Here is a 19,560-nt window from a genome sequence, read left to right as displayed (position 1 = left end):
CTGTTGTTATGTCAATTAGAATTATCGTGTTGGAGCCGGATGATGTACTGCATAAAGTAGCCAAGGAGGTTACTAAAGTTACACCTAACGTGCAGAAGCTGCTTGACGATATGGCAGATACGATGTATGAAGCGGAGGGAGTAGGTCTTGCCGCTCCGCAAGTAGGCATTTTGAAGCGTCTGATCGTTGTGGATGCCGGAGATGAGCATGGTTTGATTAAAATGATCAATCCGGAAATCGTGGCAGAAGAAGGAGAGCAGCTGGGTCCTGAAGGCTGCTTGAGTATTCCGGGTCTGAACGGGGATGTGCGTCGTGCCGAGAAGGTTACAGTCAAGGGACTGGATCGTGAGGGCAAGGCCATTACTGTTACAGCGACAGGATTGCTTTCTCGTGCTTTTCAGCATGAAATCGATCATTTGAATGGAGTTTTGTTCACGGATATTGCGGAAAAAGTATATGAGGTTGCTCCGGAACAGCCAGGATCGAACCGTCAGGCAGGGGAGTGAGGTTCGATGAATCAAGACATTCGTATTATCTTTATGGGTACACCGGAGTTTGCCGTGCCTTCGCTGAACATGCTGCTGGACAACAGCTACAATGTGGTCGGTGTGATTACCCAGCCGGATAAGCCGCAGGGACGCAAAAAAATATTGATGCCTACACCAGTCAAGGAAGCGGCGGAGAAGCGCGGATTGCCCGTGCTTCAACCGACCCGCCTGCGTCAGCCGGAAGCGGTGGCACAGGTGGCGGAGCTGCGTCCAGATCTGATCGTAACCGCAGCTTATGGGCAAATTTTGCCTAAATCCGTATTGGACCTGCCCCGTTTCGGCTGCCTGAATGTGCATGGCTCGCTGCTTCCCCGTTATCGGGGAGGAGCGCCAATTCAGCGTGCGATCATTAACGGTGAAACCGTTACGGGTGTGACGCTGATGTATATGGCGGAAGGGCTGGATACCGGCGATATGATATCACGGGTTGAGGTTGCTATTGAGCCGGAGGATACGTCCGGTACGATTTTCGAGAAGCTGAGCGTAGCCGGAGCGAAGCTTTTACAGGGTGAGCTGCCGAAGCTGCTGGCAGGGCAATCGGTGCGCACGCCGCAAAACGAGGAAGAGGCCACCTATGCCCCCAATCTGAGTCGTGACGATGAGCGCATTCCATGGCATGATAGTGCGCAGCAGATATACAACCGGATTCGCGGGCTTGTTCCCTTTTCCGGCGCATTTACGCTGTGGGAAGAAAATGTTTTTAAAGTGTGGGCTGCCGAGCAGCCTTCCACTGAATGGGCTTCCACCAAAGGAGCTTTCATAAGTAATGAAGCGGATGGCTCCAATACTCCAGCGCCCGGAACGGTTCTCCAATTGAACGCCCGAGGCATTGAAGTACAGACAGGCAGCGGTACGATCTGGCTGACTCAGGTTCAACCGGCGGGCAAGAAGGTTATGGAAGCCGGGAACTTTGCACGCGGCGGACAAATGAAGCCAGGCATGGTGCTCGGGTGAGCGGGGGGCACTCCCGTCAGGGAGACCAAGGCAAGAGAGCAGGTGCCAGAGCTGGCAGCACTCGCAAACTAACGGCGCGGGAGGTTGCACTTGATGTGTTGACCGGGGTGGAGCAAGAGGGCGCATATAGCAACCTCGAGTTAAATCGTCGGCTCCAGCAAGCAGGCTTGTCCGCAAGTGATGCCGGCTTGGCGACAGAACTTGTGTACGGCACAGTCGCACGCCGTAATACACTGGATTATTATTTGAACAAGTTTGTTCAAAAAGGAACGGCCAAGCTCCAGGCTTGGGTACGTTCACTACTGCGGATGAGTGTGTACCAGATTGTGTATCTGGATCGTATCCCGGATCATGCCGTCGTTAGTGAAGCCGTGACCATTGCCAAGCGGCGCGGGCATCAGGGGATTTCGGGTATGGTCAATGGCGTGCTGCGCAGCATGCTGCGCGAGCCGGACAAGCTGCGTATTCCTGACGGTTTGTCAGCCGAGGAGCGGATCTCGTTAGAGCATTCCCATCCACAATGGCTGGTTAAGCGCTGGATTAAGCAATATGGTGTAGAAACAGCAGAGGCGATTTGTCAGGCTGATAATGAGCCACCTACGGTCAGCGTGCGGGTAAATACGACCATGACCAGCCGTGATCAATTATTGGACGAGATGCTCGCCAAAGGGGTGGACGCCGTTCCTTCGGTAGTTAGCCCTTACGGGATAGTTGTTCGCAGCGGCGGCAACATGGCGCTTACCTCCTGGTATACGGACGGCTTGTTGTCCGTACAGGATGAAAGCTCCATGCTTGTTGCGGAAGCAGTTGCGCCTGAGCCTGGCATGCTGGTACTGGATTGCTGTGCCGCTCCGGGTGGCAAAACAGCTCATATGGCTGAGCTAATGAAGGACCAAGGCCGGATTATTGCGAACGATTTGCATGCCCATAAGCATCATTTGATTCAGGAGCAGGCTGATCGGCTGGGACTCGATGCTGTAGAAACGGTCACTGGTGATGCGTTGGAACTGAAAGATCGTTATGCTCCTGCTTCTTTTGATCGCATTTTGCTTGATGCGCCATGCTCCGGCTTTGGAGTCATTCGCCGTAAGCCGGACTTGCGTTGGAGTAAAACGGAGCAGGATGTGCGCGACATTACACAGCTTCAGTATGAGCTGCTCGACAGTGTAGCCGGGCTATTGAAGCCGGGTGGTATTCTGGTATACAGCACATGTACGATTGAGCCTGACGAAAACGAAGGACAATTGACCCGGTTTTTAAGCGAGCACCCCGAGTATGAATTGGCAGAAGGACATGCTTTCCCGGACGTGAGCCGCGATACAAAGGGCGCTCAGCGCGGCTCGTTGCAGCTGTTGCCACAGCATTTCCACAGTGACGGATTTTATATCGCGCGTCTGCGCCGGTTAAAGTAGTTCGGAAGAGTATTTCAGGCAGTCGCCCACCAGTATTTCCACATTCCGCCGGACCTCTCCGGCGGTTTTTTGCATAAAGATGAAAAATTTTTACCCCCTCAGGGATTTGTGCTAAAATAGGAAGAATGAAAATACTGCCTAAGATCAAACAGAACTTAATGAAGAAGGAACGGGTGTAAACATTGATGAAACCTTTTATATATGATTTAACTCTGGAGGAGCTTCAGGACTGGGCCAAGAATAATGGCGAGCCTGCTTTTCGCGGAGGACAAATTTTTGACTGGCTGTATGTAAAGCGGGTCAACGATTTCAATGAGATGACGAATTTGTCCAAAGGATTGAGAGAAAAGCTTGCAGAGCAATTCAGCTTTGTGACGCTGCATGAAATTACAAAGCTGGAATCGAAAGACGGTACGGTGAAATTCCTGTTCGGTTTGCACGATGATCATGCCATTGAGACGGTTATTATGAGACACAATTACGGAAACAGTATTTGTGTAACGACTCAGGTGGGCTGCCGGATTGGATGTACTTTTTGTGCTTCGACGCTTGGGGGCCTCAAACGGAACCTGACAGCCGGTGAAATTACAGCGCAGGTTGTGCAAGCACAGAAAATTTTGGATAAAACCAATGAACGAGTGAGCAGCATTGTGATTATGGGCTCAGGCGAGCCTTTTGAAAACTATGAAGCGACCATGACGTTTTTGCGTACGATGATTCATGAAAAGGGTCTGAATATAGGTCAACGTCATATCACGGTATCGACCAGTGGCATTGTACCGAATATTTATAAATTTGCAGACGAGGATACCCAGATTAATCTGGCAATATCCATTCATGCGCCTAATGATGCGCTTCGTTCCAAACTGATGCCTGTTAATCGTCGTTATCCATTTAACGATGTTATGGATGCGCTTCGTTACTATCTTGCCAAGACGGGACGGAGAATTTCATTTGAATATGCCCTGATTGGTGGAGTAAACGACCAGGCAGAGCATGCAGAAGAGCTGGCGGATGTATTGAAGGACATGTTGTGCCACGTCAATTTGATCCCGGTCAACCATGTGCCTGAGCGCAAGTACGTACGCACATCGCGCAGCGATATTTTCAATTTCCAGCGTATTCTTGCCGATAAGGGCATCAATGTGACGATCCGGCGTGAACAGGGTCACGATATCGCCGCTGCCTGCGGCCAGTTGCGTGCAAAGCATATGGAGTTGGGGTGAAATTATTTGATCAAAACAGTTCATGTCAGCCATGTCGGACGTGTACGTTCGGTGAATGAGGATTCTGCCTGGATCAGGCATTTGGAGCAAGGGTATATTCTTGGGATTGTTGCCGATGGAATGGGGGGGCACTTGGCCGGTGATACGGCCAGCCGCCTCGCGGTTGAGACACTTGCCGCTGATTTGGCGACGTTGGAGAGCGGATTATCCGCACATTCTTTGACCGCGGCGCTCAGCGACGCTATTTTGCATGCCAATGAAGTTATCTTCCAAACGGCTGCGCGCGATGATAAGTATCATAATATGGGAACGACAGTTGTGGCTGTTTTGCTAAACGATGCTTCCGGAATTATCGGACATATCGGGGACAGCCGAGCCTATGTGATATCCAAAGGAACGGTACGTCAGATTACAGAGGATCACACTCTGGTTAATGAGTTATTCAAAAATGGTCAGATCAGCAAGGAAGAGCGGGAGAACCATCCTCGTCGCAATGTGCTGACACGGGCGCTGGGTACTGATTCCGAGGTGAAAGTGGATATTGACTCCGTTACATTGGGCAAGGGCGATGTGTTGTTGCTGTGCAGTGACGGGCTGAGTAATCTGGTGACGGAAGAGCAAATCAGCAAGGTAGTAGGAGCTGCAGACAATCCTTTGGAGGAACGAGCGGATCGTCTGCTACATTTGGCATTGCTTGCCGGAGGAGACGATAATATCACGGTAGCTTTGTTTGAATTGCCTGACGACACGGTTTCATTGAGTGAAAAGGGGTGTGACGCATGATCGGACACCTGCTAGGGGGAAGATACGAAATTATTGAGCGCATCGGTGGCGGTGGTATGGCGCTGGTGTATAAGGCTCAAGACATTTTGCTGAATCGTAATGTGGCGGTTAAAGTGCTGCGTCAGCAATTTGTTCATGATGAGGAATTTATTCGCCGTTTTCGGCGTGAGGCACAGTCTGCGGCCTCGCTTTCCCATTCGAATGTGGTTAGTATTTATGATGTCGGCCAAGAGGATGAAATCCATTATATTGTAATGGAGTACGTCGAAGGTAAAAATTTGAATGAGATTATTAAAGAACGCGCGCCGTTGCAGGTGGATGAAGCAGTGCGGATCGCTTCACAGATTTGTGATGCGTTGGAGCATGCACACCAAAATCAAATTATTCACCGGGACATTAAGCCCCATAATATATTGATTGGACGTAATGGACGGGTCAAGGTAACCGATTTTGGGATTGCCAGAGCTGTTACGTCAACGACAATTACTCAGACTGGCTCTGTTGTGGGTTCTGTTCACTATTTTTCACCTGAGCATGCAAAAGGAGTCGTCACTGGCGAGAAATCGGACTTATATTCTTTAGGGATTGTGTTATACCAAATGCTGACGGCGCAGCTTCCTTTTTTGGGAGAAAGTCCAATCAGTGTAGCGCTCAAGCATTTGCAAGAGGAATTTGAGGAACCGCGCAAAATTAATCCGTTGATTCCGCAAAGCGTGGAAAATGTCATTCTAAAATCTATGCGCAAAAATCCGGAGGAACGCTATCAGTCGGCAGACGAAATGCTGCAAGACTTGGAAACCTGTCTACTGCCGGGGCGTCGCAATGAATCCAAGCTGGAATTTGCACATTTGGATGATGAGGATCAAACACGGGTTATTCCGGCGATAAAGCCTCAACAAATGGGGATGTCTTCTAATGGAAGCGACGTGCCTGTCCAACCTCGTGAAGCAGAACAGCTTCCAAGCAAGCAATCGTCCAAGAAGAATAGAAAAAAGGCGATCTTTTGGGTAACACTAGTGTTGGTGCTGCTGCTTGCCATGGGTGGACTGGTGGTCTATGTGCAAAGTGTACTCGTCGTACCTGATGTAAAAGTACCCAGTGTACTGACACTGACAGAAGACCAAGCGAAAGTAAATCTTACTAAACTAGGATTGCTCATTGAGGAGCCCGTCCAGCATGTATACCAAGAGGGAATTGCGCCAGGAGTTGTCTTTTATCAAAGTTATCCGGCTGATTCTTTAGTCAAGGAAGGAACCAAGATTGGTCTGAAAGTTGGGATCGCCAAACCGCTTACTCCGATGCCGGATGTTAAAGGCCAGAGCTATGAGAATGCCGTGAAGCTGCTGACCGCCCAGCAAATTAAGGAGACGCAGATTCAGCAAAATGAGCAGTTCAGTGATCAGGCCGTAGGAACCGTCCTCAGTCAGACACCGGCTGCAAATGAGCCTTTCGATAAGGACTCGGTTCAAGTAGTCCTTACGGTCAGCAAAGGTGCGAACACGGTAAAAATGCCGAATTTGGTGGGTATGACGCAGAACCAAGCAGAAAATGAGGTCAAAAAGATGGGGCTGAAGGTTGGCTCGATCAAAGAGGAATATAGCTATGAGCAGGAAAAAGGTAAAGTAACCAAACAATGGCCATCAGAGGCAGGCAGTGAGTTGCCTCCAAATACGGAAATTACGATTTATGTAAGTACTGGCTACCCGCCAGAAGCGATTATGCTCCCGTTTAATGTGCCTGTTGCGCCGAAGGAAGAAGGCAAAAACAGCAAGATTCGGATTACTTATACGGATGCACGTGGGGAAAATCAGGAGTGGGGGAGCCGTACGATTAATACGACGCAGGTGTTTACGATCAATCTGGTGATGGCACCGAACAAGGACAGTGTTGTCTCCGTATTTAGAGACGGAGCCTTTGTTGATACGTATCCTGTTTCTTATATTGATGCGAAAAATGGCACGGTGACGATGCCTCAAATTGCTCCGCCTGCCGGAACGTCACCAACGGATCCTTCTGATGGCAATTCTTCACAGAATGGCAGTGGAAGTGGCTGGGAAGGGAATAACGGAGAACCTTCTAATAATAGCGGAGGCGACCCTAACAACCCGGATGGGACCGGGGGCGAGCCTTCCGCCTTTGTTCCTGGAACGGATTCCACGGGAGTTGCGGGCAGTGAGTTAGCAGTTAGTCATTATAACAACTTGGGCAAAGGGAGCGGTTCCCATAAAAAGAAGGAAAAGTGATTGAGGCTGTACAGCATCAGTAAACCTGCTGGATGAAGGTGCTTGTACTGTTACAAGCAATGAAACTTAAGTATTATGAAGGAGGACGTCTTACACATGCCTGAAGGTCTGATCGTCAAGGCACTCAGCGGATATTATTATGTCTCCAGCCTGGATCAGGATGGGCGCCCGGTATCCGGCGAAGCTACAGTACAATGCAGAGCACGCGGCATTTTTAAGAAAAAAGAGATTACGCCTCTTGTCGGCGATCAGGTCGTTTACGAACTGACTGAGAACGGGGAAGGTATGGTCAAAGAGATTAGAAAGCGTGTGACGGAGCTTATCCGTCCGCCGGTGGCTAATACCACGCTTGCCGTGCTATTGTTTTCCCTGCGTGAGCCGGATTTGAATCTGCCGCTGCTAGATAAATTTTTGGTGCATATTGAGCACGCCGGGCTGGATACGATTATCTGTCTGACCAAGCGCGATTTGTATGAAGGCAGTCCTTCGGAGGATGATACGGTTTTGGCCGTTCAGGAAATATATCGGAAGATCGGTTATGAGGTGCTGGTGACCAGCGCCCGTACCGGGGAAGGCACGGCTGAGCTTAAGAACCTGCTGGCTGGCCAAATTAGCGTGTTCTCCGGGCAGTCAGGTGTAGGAAAGTCTTCTATGCTTAATGCGTTGCAGCCGGGGCTGACGCTAGAGACGAGCGCTATTAGCAATAAGCTGGGGCGAGGAAAACATACGACTCGTCATGTGGAGCTAATTCCTCTGGATAACGGCGGCTTTGTAGCCGATACACCAGGTTTTAGTCAGTTGGATTTTTTGGAGCTGGGTGTGGATGAGTTATCACCCTGCTTTCGTGAATTCCAGCAGTATGCGGAGAGTTGTAAATTTCGAGGCTGCACCCATATTCACGAGCCCGGTTGTAAAGTAAGAGAGGCCGTGGAAGAAGGACATATTTCTCAGGGGCGGTATGACAGCTACTTGCAATTCTACCAGGAACTAAAAGAAAAAAAGCGGAGGTATTGAGCATATGTTAAAAATAGCACCATCGATTTTATCCGCTGATTTTGCCCGTTTGGGTAGTGAAGTTGCGGAAGCCGAGGCAATGGGAGCAGACTGGATTCATGTGGATGTAATGGATGGGCATTTTGTATCCAATATTACACTGGGTCCACCTATCGTTCAGGCAATTCGTCCTCATACGACTCTTCCTCTGGACGTTCACCTGATGATTGAGCATCCTGAACGTTACATTGCTGATTTTGTAAAGGCTGGGGCCAATATTGTCACTGTTCACGTTGAAGCCTGTGTTCATTTGCATGGAGTTATTCATATGATTAAACAGCAAGGTGTGCTGGCAGGAGTGGCCCTCAATCCAGGTACTTCCCCATATGCGATCAAGGAAGTACTGCCTAATGTGGATATGGTTCTAGTCATGACGGTCAATCCTGGTTTTGGGGGGCAATCCTTCATTCCAGAGACGGTGGATAAAATCAGACAGATCCGTGCTTGGCTGAACGAAATAGGGCGTCCAGACGTACATATCGAGGTAGACGGAGGTATTGCGGAGGAGACGGCACCCGTCGTATTTGAAGCAGGTGCTGATGTTCTGGTGGCAGGCAGCGCGGTTTTCAGTAGAGAAGACCGCGGCGCAGCTATTGCGGCTATTCGGGAGAGCGCGGCCCGTTTAACCAAGTGAAGCTAACTGAAGCGTTGTGGATGACTGCAGCGAGTATGGCGACAGGTTTGACCCTTAGCAGCTTCTCGCTGGTGAAGGCTCCATGGAATGCCCTTCTTTCACTTTTCGCTGTTCTAATTGCGCTATTTTATTTTCGTAAAAATGAACGGCGTGGTTTGCGCATCGGCTTTGTGGTGTGCAGCGTGCTTTATTACTTCCTGTTTATTTTTATACTCTCGGCATATCTCTATGTTCACGGACTTGTCTGATGGTATAGCCTGGGATGGTTGTGCATAAATATGGTTACATGAGCGGGATTCTCATGTAGCCTTTTTTGTGTGGCAACAACTATCTATAGGTTGCATAAACTACAGAGAACGGATGCAGGAGGATGATGGGGAGGGTGAAGCATGAAGTTTTATACGATCAAGTTGCCAAAATTTCTGGGTGGGTTCGTTAAAGCCATTTTGAATACATTCCAGAAAAACTGAATTTCATGTAAGGTAAACACAGGTTGCAGAATGAAGACCAGAGGTAGCAGGGCATGCTTCCCGGGCACATCAGCTCGGCAGCTCGGAAGGAATCGGCAAGAACGCGCGGGAAGGTGCCTGACATTTTATCCTTCTGGAACAGTTGGATACTACATTTCGAATAACCAAAAAAGCACCCGTTTAAAACGAGGTGCCTTTTGTTTATAACGTTATTTTTTTACGACTACACGCGAGTCACTTTACCGGCTTTCAATGCACGAGTGCTGACATAAACGCGTTTCGGTTTACCGTTAACGAGAATGCGAACTTTTTGTACGTTGACGCCCCAAGTACGGCGATTACGGTTGTTAGCGTGAGATACGTGGTTACCGCTGCTAGGCTTTTTGCCTGTTACAGAACATTTACGAGACATGATTCCACCTCCTATTCTGAAAATAACCAAGTTCCGTATGGAACAGGTCGCTCTTCAGGCCGACTGGGTCAGCCGGACTTTGTAAGTCACTAACCTGAACAAAACAATACTTTTATATAATATCATAGTCAAAAAAGCTCCGTCAACTGATTCAAAAACTTTATTTATTTCTCTTTCGCATTATAGTACAATATGGGATAGTTATAGCTCCATTTATTCTTGTATATATTAAAATGTGAATTTATTCCAGTCATGCCGGACAGATCAGAGGCGGAAACCATACCCATAGTTACCATTCCTGCCGATGCTTTATAGTTGGGCGGTTGGCTGGTTTTTCATATATATGACCTGTGTAAGAACGGCTCAGGCCATGGGTACAATAAGCTTACGAAAGTGTGACATTCGTATTCATCGTCTGGCTTTAGTATAATTCAATTAAACCTTTAAATAAGGTGTTGTGTAAGGTTGATTGTAAAACAAGTGTATTAAGCTAGGAAGGGGAATTCTCTTGAGTAATCGTTCTTTGAATGGAACAGATTTTACCGCAATGGTTTTAGCCGGGGCGGAACAATTACAGCAGCATGCGGAACACGTCAATTCACTAAATGTATTTCCGGTACCGGACGGTGACACGGGTACCAATATGAATTTGACGATGAGCGCGGGCGTAACGGAAATAAAGAGGGGGAATTCTTCCTCTATCGGTGTCATGTCCGGCATACTATCCAAAGGTTTGCTGATGGGGGCCCGCGGTAATTCAGGGGTTATCCTGTCCCAGTTGTTCCGTGGCTTCAGCCGTTACGCTGCCCCATACGAGGAATTGAATACCCTTCAGTTCGCATCGGCATTGCAGAGCGGGGTGGATGCGGCCTACAAGGCGGTGGTTAAGCCGGTGGAGGGTACAATTCTTACCGTGGCGAAGGAAGCGGCTAAGCATGCTGTTTTTTTCTCGCGCCGGACGAACGACATCACGGAACTGATGGAAGAAGTGCTTGCTAAAGCGAAGGAAACGCTTGCCATGACGCAGGACATGCTCCCAGTACTGAAGCAAGTGGGAGTTGTGGACTCGGGTGGACAAGGACTTGTGTATATTTATGAAGGATTTATGCAATATCTCGAAAGCGGTCTGGTGACAGCTACAGCTGCAAAAGGCGATAAGGTGCGTCCCGTTTTTGCTCCTCAGGTAGCCGGGAGACCTACGGCAGTTGCGCCTTCCCCGGATGCGCCGATTTCAGCGCAAGCGAAGCTCGAAACCGAGGATATTGAATTTTTGTATGATATGGAGTTTTTTATCAATCGACAATTGGGCGGAGCGCAAGGTACGGCCTTTGATGAGGAAGTTTTCCGGAAAGCGTTATCAGTAGATGGTGATTCTATTATCGTAATTTCAGACGATGACGTTATTAAGGTTCATGTGCATTCCAAAGCTCCGGGTGAAGTGTTGAATCTGGCACTGCGTTACGGGGAAATTACACAGATCCGTATTCTGAATATGCGCGAGCAACATCGTGATTTGTTGTCGGCAGGTATGGATGGTGCTCCTGAGCCTGAGTGGTTTGCTGAAATACCAGCAGAGCCTGTACGTGAGGAGGAGCCCTCAGTGCCTCCGGCTCATGAACTGGCACCCTTTGGTTTTATCGCTGTGGCTTCTGGTGAAGGAATTGCCGATATTTTCAGAAGCTTGGGCGTCGATGTTGTGCTTTCCGGCGGTCAGACCATGAATCCGAGTACAGAGGATTTTGTCAATGCGGCACGCTCGATTGCGGCTCAACATATTTTTATTCTTCCGAATAATTCCAATATCATTTTGGCGGCAGAGCAGGCGCGTGAACTACTGGAGATGGAACGCTTGGTGTCGGTTATCCCAAGCAAAACGATTCCTCAGGGGATTGCGGCGGCATTTGCTTTTCAGGAGGAAGAAGCCTTTGAGACCAATCAGGATAATATGCGAGAAGCGGTCAGCCGTGTGAAATCTGGACAGGTGACCTATGCGGTACGGGATACGACGCTTGATGACCTGCACATTATGGCAGGCCATTATATCGGTATTCAAGATTCCAAAATTGTGGCGACAGAGGAAGAGTTAGTCGCAACGTCCCGTCTTTTGCTGACGAAAATGCTGGTGAATGGTGATGAAATTGTTACGATTCTTACAGGTTCGGATGCGAAGCAAGAAGACACAGATCAGCTCGTTGCATGGCTTGAAGAGCATTATTCGGATGCTGAAGTAGAAGTGCATGAAGGTGGTCAGCCGATCTATCCTTATTTGTTCTCAGTGGAAAGCTGATGGGCTGTAGAGCGCCTATGGAAGCCCACCACCAAAAAGGAGGTCTGACTGATGAGCAGTACCCTCATTGTGACGGATAGCACGGCTGATATTCCACAGGAACTGGCAGACCGTCTCGGTATAGTCGTTGTACCGCTGACGGTTATGTTTGGCAGCACGGCTTATCTGGATGGGATTGAAATGTCAGCGGCGCAGTTTTACAGCGAACTGGTGCGGGCAGATGAGCTACCTACGACGTCACAGCCTTCACCAGCCCGTTTTTTGGAGACTTATACGACGTTGCTGGAGCAGCATCCTGAGAGCCAGATTGTTTCTATCCACTTGTCCTCCGGCGTGAGCGGAACGTATCAGTCCGCTCTGCTGGGCAAATCCATGCTGGAGAAGCATGAAGATAGAGTGACCGTGGTAGATTCCAAATCAGCTTCATACGGATACGGTATGCTTGTGGTCTATGCCGCAGAGCTGGCGGCTGCCGGGCAATCTCCGGCTGATATTGTTCAGGCTGTGGAACGTCGTGGGGAGCGCCGTTGTTTGTATTTCCTGGTGGATACACTGGAATACTTGCAAAAAGGCGGACGTATTGGCAAGGCAGCGGCTATGGTTGGTACGTTGCTTAACATTAAGCCGATTCTTTCGATTGACAAAGAAGGCATTATTTATTCGGTTGATAAGGCGAGAGGACATAAAAAAGCGACAGCACGAATCATCGAACTGCTGGAGCGGGATTTAAAAGGCCAAAAAATTAATATTGCTGTGGGTCATACGGCAGATCGCTCGGTGGCAGAAGCGTTCGTGGCTCAGCTGGCAGAGCATTTTGAGCTGGGAGATCGAATATATACTGAACTTGGCGCTGTGATTGGAGCCCATGTAGGGCCAGGAACGATTGGCATTTTTGCATGGCCGGCCAGAGATGAGAGGTAATATGTTGCAACTGGATCAAATACCATTGAAACAAATACACGGCGTGAGTGCTCTCAAAGAAGGAGAGCTTCACGCTTTTGGCATTTTTAACGTGCAGGACATGCTGGAATATTATCCGTTTCGGTATGAAGATTATCGCCTGCGTTCGCTAAGCGAAGTGAAGGACGGAGATAAGATTACGGTACAGGCCAAAATTATGGGTATTCCGGTGCTTCAACGATACGGCCGCAAATCAAGGTTGACTTGTAAATTGATGGCCGAGGATTGGATGTTTACCGCGACGTGGTTTAATCGGCATTTTTTGAAGGATCAGCTAACATCAGGTCGTGAAATTGTGGTGACTGGTAAATGGGACCTTAAGCGGATGCAAATGACCGTTTCGGATTCCGAGTTTCCCGATAAAGGAGTGGCCCGTTCAGGGACACTTCAGCCTGTGTACTCTATAGGCGGCAAGATTACGCAAAGCTGGATGCGAAAAACCATGAATCAGACGCTTCAGCAGTTCGGTGAAATGATTCCTGAAATTTTGCCAGAGCTGCTTGTACGTAAATATAGCATGATGCCTCGTAAAAAGGCCATTACGGGTATACACCAGCCTGAGGACAACCGCGAAGGGCAAGAGGCTCGCCGCCGCATGGTGTATGAGGAGCTTTTTTTATTCCAGCTGAAAATGCAGGCATTCCGGGCGTTAAACCGTGGTCGAGCAGACGGGGTTGTGCATACGGTGGACAATGCTACAGTTCGTGAATTCGTGAGGTCCTTGCCTTTTGAATTAACGGATGCACAGAAGAAGGTCGAGCTGGAAATACTGCATGATCTGCGCTCGCCCTATTGTATGAACCGTCTGCTTCAAGGAGATGTCGGGTCGGGGAAAACGGTTGTTGCCGCTATTGGTTTATTTGCTACCGTGCGTTCCGGTTTTCAGGGGGCACTGATGGTGCCAACCGAAATTTTGGCCGAGCAGCATATGAGGTCGCTTCAGAAGCTGTTTGAGCCCTTTGGAATCAGTGTGGGGCTGCTGACAGGAAGTACGACCGGAAAGAAACGTAAGGAGCTGCTTGCTTCCCTGCAGATGGGGCTGCTGGACATTGTGGTAGGCACCCATGCCCTCATTCAGGAGGATGTATATTTCCGCCAGCTCGGGCTTGTCGTGACGGATGAGCAGCACAGATTCGGCGTGAACCAGCGCAGCATATTGCGTCGCAAGGGATACAATCCCGATGTGCTGACCATGACGGCAACACCGATCCCGCGTACGTTGGCGATTACTGCTTTTGGTGATATGGATGTTTCTACAATATCAGAGCGGCCCAAGGGGCGTATTCCAATTTCGACGTACTGGGTAAAGCATGATCTGATGGATCGGGTGCTTGGCTTTATTTCCCGTGAGGTGGATCAGGGGCGGCAGGCTTATCTGATTTGTCCGTTAATTGAAGAGTCGGAGAAGCTGGACGTACAGAATGCCATTGATTTGCATATTCAAATGCAGCAGGCTTTTCCGAATTACCATGTCGGGTTGCTGCATGGACGAATGACTCCTGCGGAAAAAGAAGAGGTTATGCGTTCTTTTTATGCGAATGAGATTCAGCTGCTCATTTCAACGACGGTTGTGGAGGTAGGAGTAGACGTGCCGAATGCGACGCTCATGATCATTATGGATGCGGATCGCTTCGGACTGTCCCAGCTGCATCAGCTGCGTGGGCGTGTCGGACGGGGCTCCCATGCCTCATATTGTATATTGGTTGCTGATCCCAAGTCGGAGGTTGGTCAGGAGCGGATGAAGGTGATGACCGATACCGACGATGGCTTTGAGGTCGCCAGACGCGATCTGGACCTGAGAGGGCCGGGTGACTTTTTTGGCACCAAGCAGAGTGGGCTACCTGAATTCCGCATAGCAGATATGGTAGCGGATTTTGAGGTGCTGGAAAAGGCTCGTGAGGATGCAACGGATCTGATCAAGGATTCGTCCTTTTGGACATCTCCACAGTATGAAGCACTGCGCGGCTATTTGCAAAAAGAACAGATTTTCCAAGGGGATCTCATTGACTGATTCAGCAAGAATCATGAGGTTGTTCCAATCGTTTTAAACAGATAGGCACAATGGACAGGCTGGCCGTCATATATTTGGGAATGACCGAATGATATGGGAGGTGTGGCAACATTGAGCTATCAGCAATATGGAATCAGCCCGCAACTGGTGGAGAGAATTAAGTTGAAAATGAAAAACCGTGTGCTCAAGGAACGGGTTAAGCAGCAGATCGAAGGTGTAACCAAAGCAGACCTGCAAAACAAGGCTAAAGTACGTCAACTTGTAAAGTCCACTTCTGCAATTTTGAACGAGCGGCTGACGCCTGCACAGGAGGAGCAATTGACAGCCTTTGTACTGGCACAAAAAATTGACCCGTCTAACACGTTCCATCTGATCAAGCTGTGGGGAATGTTCCGTTGATTGCATGTGGTAGGAGATTTAAAGCATTCCCATGTGCTATGTGAAGCACTTATGGAAAAGGATTGCCTGGTGTCAGGCGATCCTTTTTTATTACTTTTTTCTATTCATAGCTTTCTTTTTGCCCAAAAAACGTATGCGTTTGAGGTATTTAGACAAGGACATACTTTTTCAACCTCGGTGCTGCCGTATAGATAAAGGTGAAAACCGATCGATATCTGTGTAAAATCATAGTATATGTATGAGATGTGTGCATAAAGAGGGGGACTTATGAAAAAAGCAAACGCTAATTTGATGAAAGCAATCAATTTAAACAATGTGCGTCAGGCGATGAAACGTGTTGAAACGGCTACCAAACCGCAGTTGGCCTCGCTCACCAAGCTGAGTGTAGTTACGGTGAATTCACTTGTGAAGGAACTGCATGACCTTGGAGAGATATTCGAAGATGAAACCGTTCCATCCAACGGCGGAAGACCTGCGCTAACCTATCGTTACAATTATGATTTCAGCCTCGCGCTCGTCATTTATATGAAAGAGGAGCAAGGACAAGGGTTTGTTTCAGCAGCAGTCGTTAACCTGGAAGATCATATTCTGCTAAAAGAAGAATATTTAATACCTGTTTTTGAACGGCAGCATTTCCATGAGGTTATTGGGCGTTTCCTTGCGTTGTATCCTTCCATTAAAGTGATTGGCATAGGCATTCCTGGACAGGCTGTCAATGGTGAAATTACGGTGAGCAGTCATCGGGAGCTGACGGGTTATCGCATGATTGAAGAGATTGAATCGCAATTTGGGCTGCCTGTTATGGTGGAAAATGATGTTAATGCCGCCATAAGTGGGTATTGTGCGAAACAGGACTTGGATGATGTGCGATGTGTACTTGGCATATATTTTCCTACGAAGTACCCGCCAGGAATGGGGATATATCTGGATGGAAAGATAGTCAAAGGAAAGAATGGCATGGCCGGAGAAATCAAGTTTCTCCCCATGAGTCCTGATTGGTATCGTGAAATGGATAAGGAAACATTTGTGGATGCATTATGCCAAATCATTCAAAGCGTCAACGCCGTGCTTGCTCCAGATAAAATTGTGATCTATCAGGATCGAGTGGAAGCAGATACTTGGTACAATGCATGGGAAATCTATCAGACTCAGCAGCCTATGCCATCGTTTCCGGAAGTGATTTTACAGGAGACATTTCAACAGGACTTTGAAGCAGGCATGCGCTGGCTCACACTCAAAGAATTGGAACCGGTCCTGATCATTTAAATGAGCAGAAAGAACCCCCAGAATTACTGCAGGGGTTCTTTCTGCATCATGTCTTGACAAAGAAAAGCTACTGATGCATATTAAATAAAGATTCTTTATAAAGATATTTATTTATGGTGGGAATGGCAATAAAGATTCACTCATAATGAGAGAGGTGAGGTATGGCAACTTGGTTTTTAATTGTTATCTATCTGGCATTTGTTAGCTTGGGGCTTCCAGATTCTTTGCTTGGATCGGCCTGGCCGGTGATGTGGCCCGACATGGGGGCTTCACTCGGCTCCGCCGGCATCTTGTCCATGGTTGTAGCCGGAGGGACGATCATATCCAGTCTGGCTAGCGGAAACTTGATTCAACGATTGGGGACAGGCAAAGTGACCCTGATCAGCTGTTTGCTGACTGCCGGAGCGTTGTTTGGATTCTCTATGGCACCCTTCATGTTTTGGCTTGTCATTTTGGCTATTCCTCTTGGCCTTGGCGCAGGTGCCGTAGATGCGGCTCTGAATCATTATGTAGCCGAAAACTACAAGGCCCATCATATGAACTGGCTGCACTGTTTCTGGGGCTTAGGAGCAACTATGGGTCCGATTATGATGTCCTACTATATTGCTGATCATAACTCCTGGAGAGGGGGGTATACAGCAGTAGCCATGATCCAGTTCACCCTCGTCCTCATTTTGTTTGTTACGCTCCCCTTATGGAAACGTATCGCGGTGAGTCGTGAGCTTGAGTCTGCACAAAATGACATACAGCATGATCATGCTGAATCCGTACTATTACAGCCAGAGGGAAATGTCAAAACCAACGTACTCCATATCAAAGGCGTCAAGCCTTCCCTTATCGCCTTTTTGTTCTATTGCGGGGTTGAAAGTACGGTGGGATTGTGGGGAGCCAGTTATTTGGTTGGTGCGAGGCATATCACAGCAGAGACGGCTGCGGGATGGATCTCTTTATACTATGGTGGTATTACGATTGGAAGGATGATTACAGGCTTTATTACGCTGAAACTCCATAATCGTGTGTTAATCCGGTGCGGTCAGCTTGTTGCCATTGCAGGCGGGGTCATTCTTTTGCTTCCGCTGCCTGGCGCTCTTTCCCTGGTTGGATTCATTCTGATTGGACTTGGGCTTGCCCCTATCTATCCCGGGCTTCTTCATGAAACGCCAACCCGGTTTGGAAGGGAGAATTCGGCAAGGCTGATGGGATATCAGATGGCTGTCGCTTATACGGGAACGACGTTTCTCCCTCCGCTTTTTGGCATAATCGCTACACAGACGAGCATCAACTTATTCCCGTTTGTTGTGCTTGTTTTCCTTATTTTCATGCTGATGAGTGCAGAGGGGGTAAACCGCATTTTAAACCAACGAGAGAAAGTGAGGAATTAGGATGTTAGCGTATGTGTTATTATGTGCTGTCATATGGATTGGGACCTATCTATGTATGGTGATGTCTGGAGAGCCGATTGAAGTGAAACCAATTCGTTCTATTGACGACCTGTTTGAATAGAACACAACTTCAAAAAATAAATCTTGACATGTAATGCATTACAACGTTTACGATTGCAATGTAGCAAACAGCTTTCCCTAGGGCGGTCCCAATGCTACTAGTCTGGGAAGGGGTATAAATGCCGGGTCTACACCTTTCTTGACAAAGAAAAGTCACATCTTTGGTGTGAACACTTTGTAAAATAACATTATAAAGTTAGTGTATTTACTTTTGAACGCTTATTTAGGAGGTCGAATACATGATGTCAATCATCGTTCAAGCCATTTTAGGTGTGTTTATACTGATTGGCGCATATTTTGCTGTTAGAGGTGTGACTGAATCTCCCCTGACACATATTTACGCCCAACGTTCACACGAGCGAATTATCCGTGGACTACATGGGAATGGGCATGGGAATGAAGGTGAAGGTGATACTTGATAAGGAAATCGCATTAGAACAGACAGATTATTAGAATACCAGGAGGACTTATATGCTTAAACTCGTCGTGACCGATCTGGATGGAACCTTTTTGAATAACAAAGGGTTATTTGATATTGATTTATTTAACCAGGTATATGACGAAATGCAAAAAAAAGATGTTGCTTTTGTTGCTTGTACCGGGAAGCAGTGCGAGAGAGTAGAGAAATTGTTCGGGGAGCATGGCAAAGGCGTCTGGATACTGGGGGATAGCGCAACAAGGATCAAGAAAGACGGGGAAGTTGTCAAGGAGTTTACGATTGAACATGATCTGGCTCAGCAAGCCATTGATGAGATTCAACGTTTTGATCCGGAAGTTACGATTATTGCATGTATCCGTGATACGGCTTATGTGCTTTCTACAATAAAAGATGAATGGTTCAACGTGGTTAAAGGCTCTTACGAAAAAGTGGCTAAAATTGATTCATTTAAACAAATGGACGGTGATTTTAATAAAATTACTGTTTTCGATATCAAAAGCCGAAGCTCTGCACTGAGAAAACATGTGGAAAATACGTTGCTGGGACAAATCTACATTGTCGATTCTGAACCCAAATGGGTGGATATTACCGCTCTTCACACACATAAAGGGGAAACAGTCAAAAAACTGCAGAATATGCTTGGCGTGACGTTTGAGGAAACCATGTCCTTTGGAGACGGTGAAAATGATGTGGAACTGATGAGTATTGCGAAGTACAGCTTTGCAGTTAGCAATGCTTGTGAGAATACCAAAAAGGCGGCCAGTTTTATTACAAAATCCAATGAAGAGAACGGGGTGTTATTAACTATTCAGAAGCTGCTGGATCTGCAGTAGGCAGAAAGCGAAGCAATTCCCATAGCCCTTTCTTACTACGGATTGTGTGCATTCAAAAGCGCTATGACCTGATCATCAGGTTCATGGCGCTTTTGACTTCATCTAATACAATCCTATAAATTACCTGA

The 19,560-nt window shown here is 47.9% G+C and carries 19 protein-coding genes; 18 read left to right on the top strand and 1 reads right to left on the bottom strand.

Translation table 11 applies throughout. From position 1 onward, the window contains the following. Positions 1-8: 8 nt before the first annotated feature. The 10 genes from def to spoVM all read left to right on the top strand — a co-directional run bounded on the left by def (position 9) and on the right by spoVM (position 9,323). Positions 9-506 carry a peptide deformylase gene (def, locus tag WG8_RS14730; RefSeq protein WP_007431001.1) on the top strand — a complete coding sequence of 166 codons (498 nt, stop codon included), beginning with the start codon at positions 9-11 and terminating at the stop codon, positions 504-506. A gap of 6 nt (positions 507-512) precedes the next feature. Next, positions 513-1,502, top strand: a complete 990-nt coding sequence (gene fmt / locus WG8_RS14725; protein WP_007431000.1) for a methionyl-tRNA formyltransferase — start codon at positions 513-515, stop codon at positions 1,500-1,502. Continuing rightward, on the top strand, positions 1,499-2,914 hold the full coding sequence (gene rsmB / locus WG8_RS14720; RefSeq protein ID WP_007430999.1) for a 16S rRNA (cytosine(967)-C(5))-methyltransferase RsmB: 1,416 nt from the start codon (positions 1,499-1,501) through the stop codon (positions 2,912-2,914). The genes fmt and rsmB overlap by 4 nt, the downstream gene beginning before the upstream one ends. 185 nt (positions 2,915-3,099) lie before the next feature. Next, positions 3,100-4,140, top strand: coding sequence for a 23S rRNA (adenine(2503)-C(2))-methyltransferase RlmN (gene rlmN / locus WG8_RS14715; RefSeq protein WP_007430998.1), 1,041 nt, complete (start codon positions 3,100-3,102; stop codon positions 4,138-4,140). Between the two features lie 6 nt (positions 4,141-4,146). Continuing rightward, positions 4,147-4,923, top strand: a complete 777-nt coding sequence (locus WG8_RS14710) for a Stp1/IreP family PP2C-type Ser/Thr phosphatase (RefSeq protein WP_007430997.1) — start codon at positions 4,147-4,149, stop codon at positions 4,921-4,923. Further along, a complete protein-coding gene (gene pknB / locus WG8_RS14705) occupies positions 4,920-7,166 on the top strand; it encodes a Stk1 family PASTA domain-containing Ser/Thr kinase (protein ID WP_007430996.1) in 2,247 nt (748 codons plus the stop codon). The genes WG8_RS14710 and pknB overlap by 4 nt, the downstream gene beginning before the upstream one ends. A gap of 96 nt (positions 7,167-7,262) precedes the next feature. Next, on the top strand, positions 7,263-8,180 hold the full coding sequence (rsgA, locus tag WG8_RS14700) for a ribosome small subunit-dependent GTPase A (RefSeq protein WP_007430995.1): 918 nt from the start codon (positions 7,263-7,265) through the stop codon (positions 8,178-8,180). A gap of 4 nt (positions 8,181-8,184) precedes the next feature. Further along, positions 8,185-8,853 (top strand): ribulose-phosphate 3-epimerase, encoded by a 669-nt coding sequence (rpe, locus tag WG8_RS14695; protein ID WP_007430994.1) that lies wholly within the window; start codon positions 8,185-8,187, stop codon positions 8,851-8,853. A 20-nt stretch (positions 8,854-8,873) separates the two neighbouring features. Further along, positions 8,874-9,101: a hypothetical protein gene (locus WG8_RS14690; protein ID WP_232289107.1), complete on the top strand. Its 228-nt coding sequence runs from the start codon at positions 8,874-8,876 to the stop codon at positions 9,099-9,101. A 141-nt stretch (positions 9,102-9,242) separates the two neighbouring features. Then, complete coding sequence (spoVM, locus tag WG8_RS14685) at positions 9,243-9,323, top strand: stage V sporulation protein SpoVM (protein WP_010345573.1); 81 nt, start codon at positions 9,243-9,245, stop codon at positions 9,321-9,323. Between the two features lie 223 nt (positions 9,324-9,546). Here the strand turns inward: spoVM and rpmB are convergent, their stop codons facing one another. Next, positions 9,547-9,735, bottom strand: coding sequence for a 50S ribosomal protein L28 (gene rpmB / locus WG8_RS14680; RefSeq protein ID WP_007430992.1), 189 nt, complete (start codon positions 9,733-9,735; stop codon positions 9,547-9,549). A gap of 508 nt (positions 9,736-10,243) precedes the next feature. Between rpmB and WG8_RS14675 the strand changes: the two genes are divergently transcribed. The 8 genes from WG8_RS14675 to WG8_RS14635 all read left to right on the top strand — a co-directional run bounded on the left by WG8_RS14675 (position 10,244) and on the right by WG8_RS14635 (position 19,432). Beyond that, the gene (locus tag WG8_RS14675) at positions 10,244-12,022 is read left to right on the top strand and encodes a DAK2 domain-containing protein (protein ID WP_007430991.1); all 1,779 of its coding nucleotides are present in this window, start codon (positions 10,244-10,246) and stop codon (positions 12,020-12,022) included. A 51-nt stretch (positions 12,023-12,073) separates the two neighbouring features. Then, positions 12,074-12,943, top strand: a complete 870-nt coding sequence (locus WG8_RS14670) for a DegV family protein (protein WP_007430990.1) — start codon at positions 12,074-12,076, stop codon at positions 12,941-12,943. Between the two features lies 1 nt (position 12,944). Then, a complete protein-coding gene (gene recG, locus WG8_RS14665) occupies positions 12,945-14,993 on the top strand; it encodes an ATP-dependent DNA helicase RecG (RefSeq protein WP_007430989.1) in 2,049 nt (682 codons plus the stop codon). A gap of 111 nt (positions 14,994-15,104) precedes the next feature. Continuing rightward, positions 15,105-15,392, top strand: coding sequence for a stage VI sporulation protein F (locus tag WG8_RS14660; protein WP_007430988.1), 288 nt, complete (start codon positions 15,105-15,107; stop codon positions 15,390-15,392). 267 nt (positions 15,393-15,659) lie between these two features. Continuing rightward, positions 15,660-16,658: an ROK family protein gene (locus WG8_RS14650; protein WP_007430987.1), complete on the top strand. Its 999-nt coding sequence runs from the start codon at positions 15,660-15,662 to the stop codon at positions 16,656-16,658. A gap of 161 nt (positions 16,659-16,819) precedes the next feature. Then, positions 16,820-18,040, top strand: coding sequence for an MFS transporter (locus tag WG8_RS14645; protein ID WP_007430986.1), 1,221 nt, complete (start codon positions 16,820-16,822; stop codon positions 18,038-18,040). Positions 18,041-18,399: 359 nt separating this feature from the next. After that, a complete protein-coding gene (locus WG8_RS14640; protein WP_007430985.1) occupies positions 18,400-18,579 on the top strand; it encodes a hypothetical protein in 180 nt (59 codons plus the stop codon). Positions 18,580-18,631: 52 nt separating this feature from the next. Continuing rightward, positions 18,632-19,432, top strand: a complete 801-nt coding sequence (locus WG8_RS14635) for an HAD-IIB family hydrolase (RefSeq protein WP_007430984.1) — start codon at positions 18,632-18,634, stop codon at positions 19,430-19,432. Positions 19,433-19,560 lie beyond the last annotated feature (128 nt).

Source organism: Paenibacillus sp. Aloe-11, from assembly GCF_000245715.1.
GTDB lineage: Bacteria > Bacillota > Bacilli > Paenibacillales > Paenibacillaceae > Paenibacillus > Paenibacillus kribbensis.
The sequence above is the reverse complement of the archived record's forward strand: the minus strand, read 5'-3'. Positions and strand labels throughout refer to the sequence as shown.

What these genes read in the sequence shown, in the direction of transcription:
- rsgA (WP_007430995.1), top strand. Translation starts at nt 7,263, where the DNA reads ATGCCTGAAGGTCTGATCGTCAAGGCACTCAGCGGATATTATTATGTC.
- WG8_RS14650 (WP_007430987.1), top strand. Translation starts at nt 15,660, where the DNA reads ATGAAAAAAGCAAACGCTAATTTGATGAAAGCAATCAATTTAAACAAT.
- fmt (WP_007431000.1), top strand. Translation starts at nt 513, where the DNA reads ATGAATCAAGACATTCGTATTATCTTTATGGGTACACCGGAGTTTGCC.
- WG8_RS14635 (WP_007430984.1), top strand. Translation starts at nt 18,632, where the DNA reads ATGCTTAAACTCGTCGTGACCGATCTGGATGGAACCTTTTTGAATAAC.
- WG8_RS14670 (WP_007430990.1), top strand. Translation starts at nt 12,074, where the DNA reads ATGAGCAGTACCCTCATTGTGACGGATAGCACGGCTGATATTCCACAG.
- rlmN (WP_007430998.1), top strand. Translation starts at nt 3,100, where the DNA reads ATGAAACCTTTTATATATGATTTAACTCTGGAGGAGCTTCAGGACTGG.
- recG (WP_007430989.1), top strand. Translation starts at nt 12,945, where the DNA reads ATGTTGCAACTGGATCAAATACCATTGAAACAAATACACGGCGTGAGT.
- def (WP_007431001.1), top strand. Translation starts at nt 9, where the DNA reads ATGTCAATTAGAATTATCGTGTTGGAGCCGGATGATGTACTGCATAAA.
- WG8_RS14640 (WP_007430985.1), top strand. Translation starts at nt 18,400, where the DNA reads ATGATGTCAATCATCGTTCAAGCCATTTTAGGTGTGTTTATACTGATT.
- spoVM (WP_010345573.1), top strand. Translation starts at nt 9,243, where the DNA reads ATGAAGTTTTATACGATCAAGTTGCCAAAATTTCTGGGTGGGTTCGTT.
- rpe (WP_007430994.1), top strand. Translation starts at nt 8,185, where the DNA reads ATGTTAAAAATAGCACCATCGATTTTATCCGCTGATTTTGCCCGTTTG.
- WG8_RS14645 (WP_007430986.1), top strand. Translation starts at nt 16,820, where the DNA reads ATGGCAACTTGGTTTTTAATTGTTATCTATCTGGCATTTGTTAGCTTG.
- WG8_RS14690 (WP_232289107.1), top strand. Translation starts at nt 8,874, where the DNA reads ATGACTGCAGCGAGTATGGCGACAGGTTTGACCCTTAGCAGCTTCTCG.
- pknB (WP_007430996.1), top strand. Translation starts at nt 4,920, where the DNA reads ATGATCGGACACCTGCTAGGGGGAAGATACGAAATTATTGAGCGCATC.
- rpmB (WP_007430992.1), bottom strand. Translation starts at nt 9,735, where the DNA reads ATGTCTCGTAAATGTTCTGTAACAGGCAAAAAGCCTAGCAGCGGTAAC.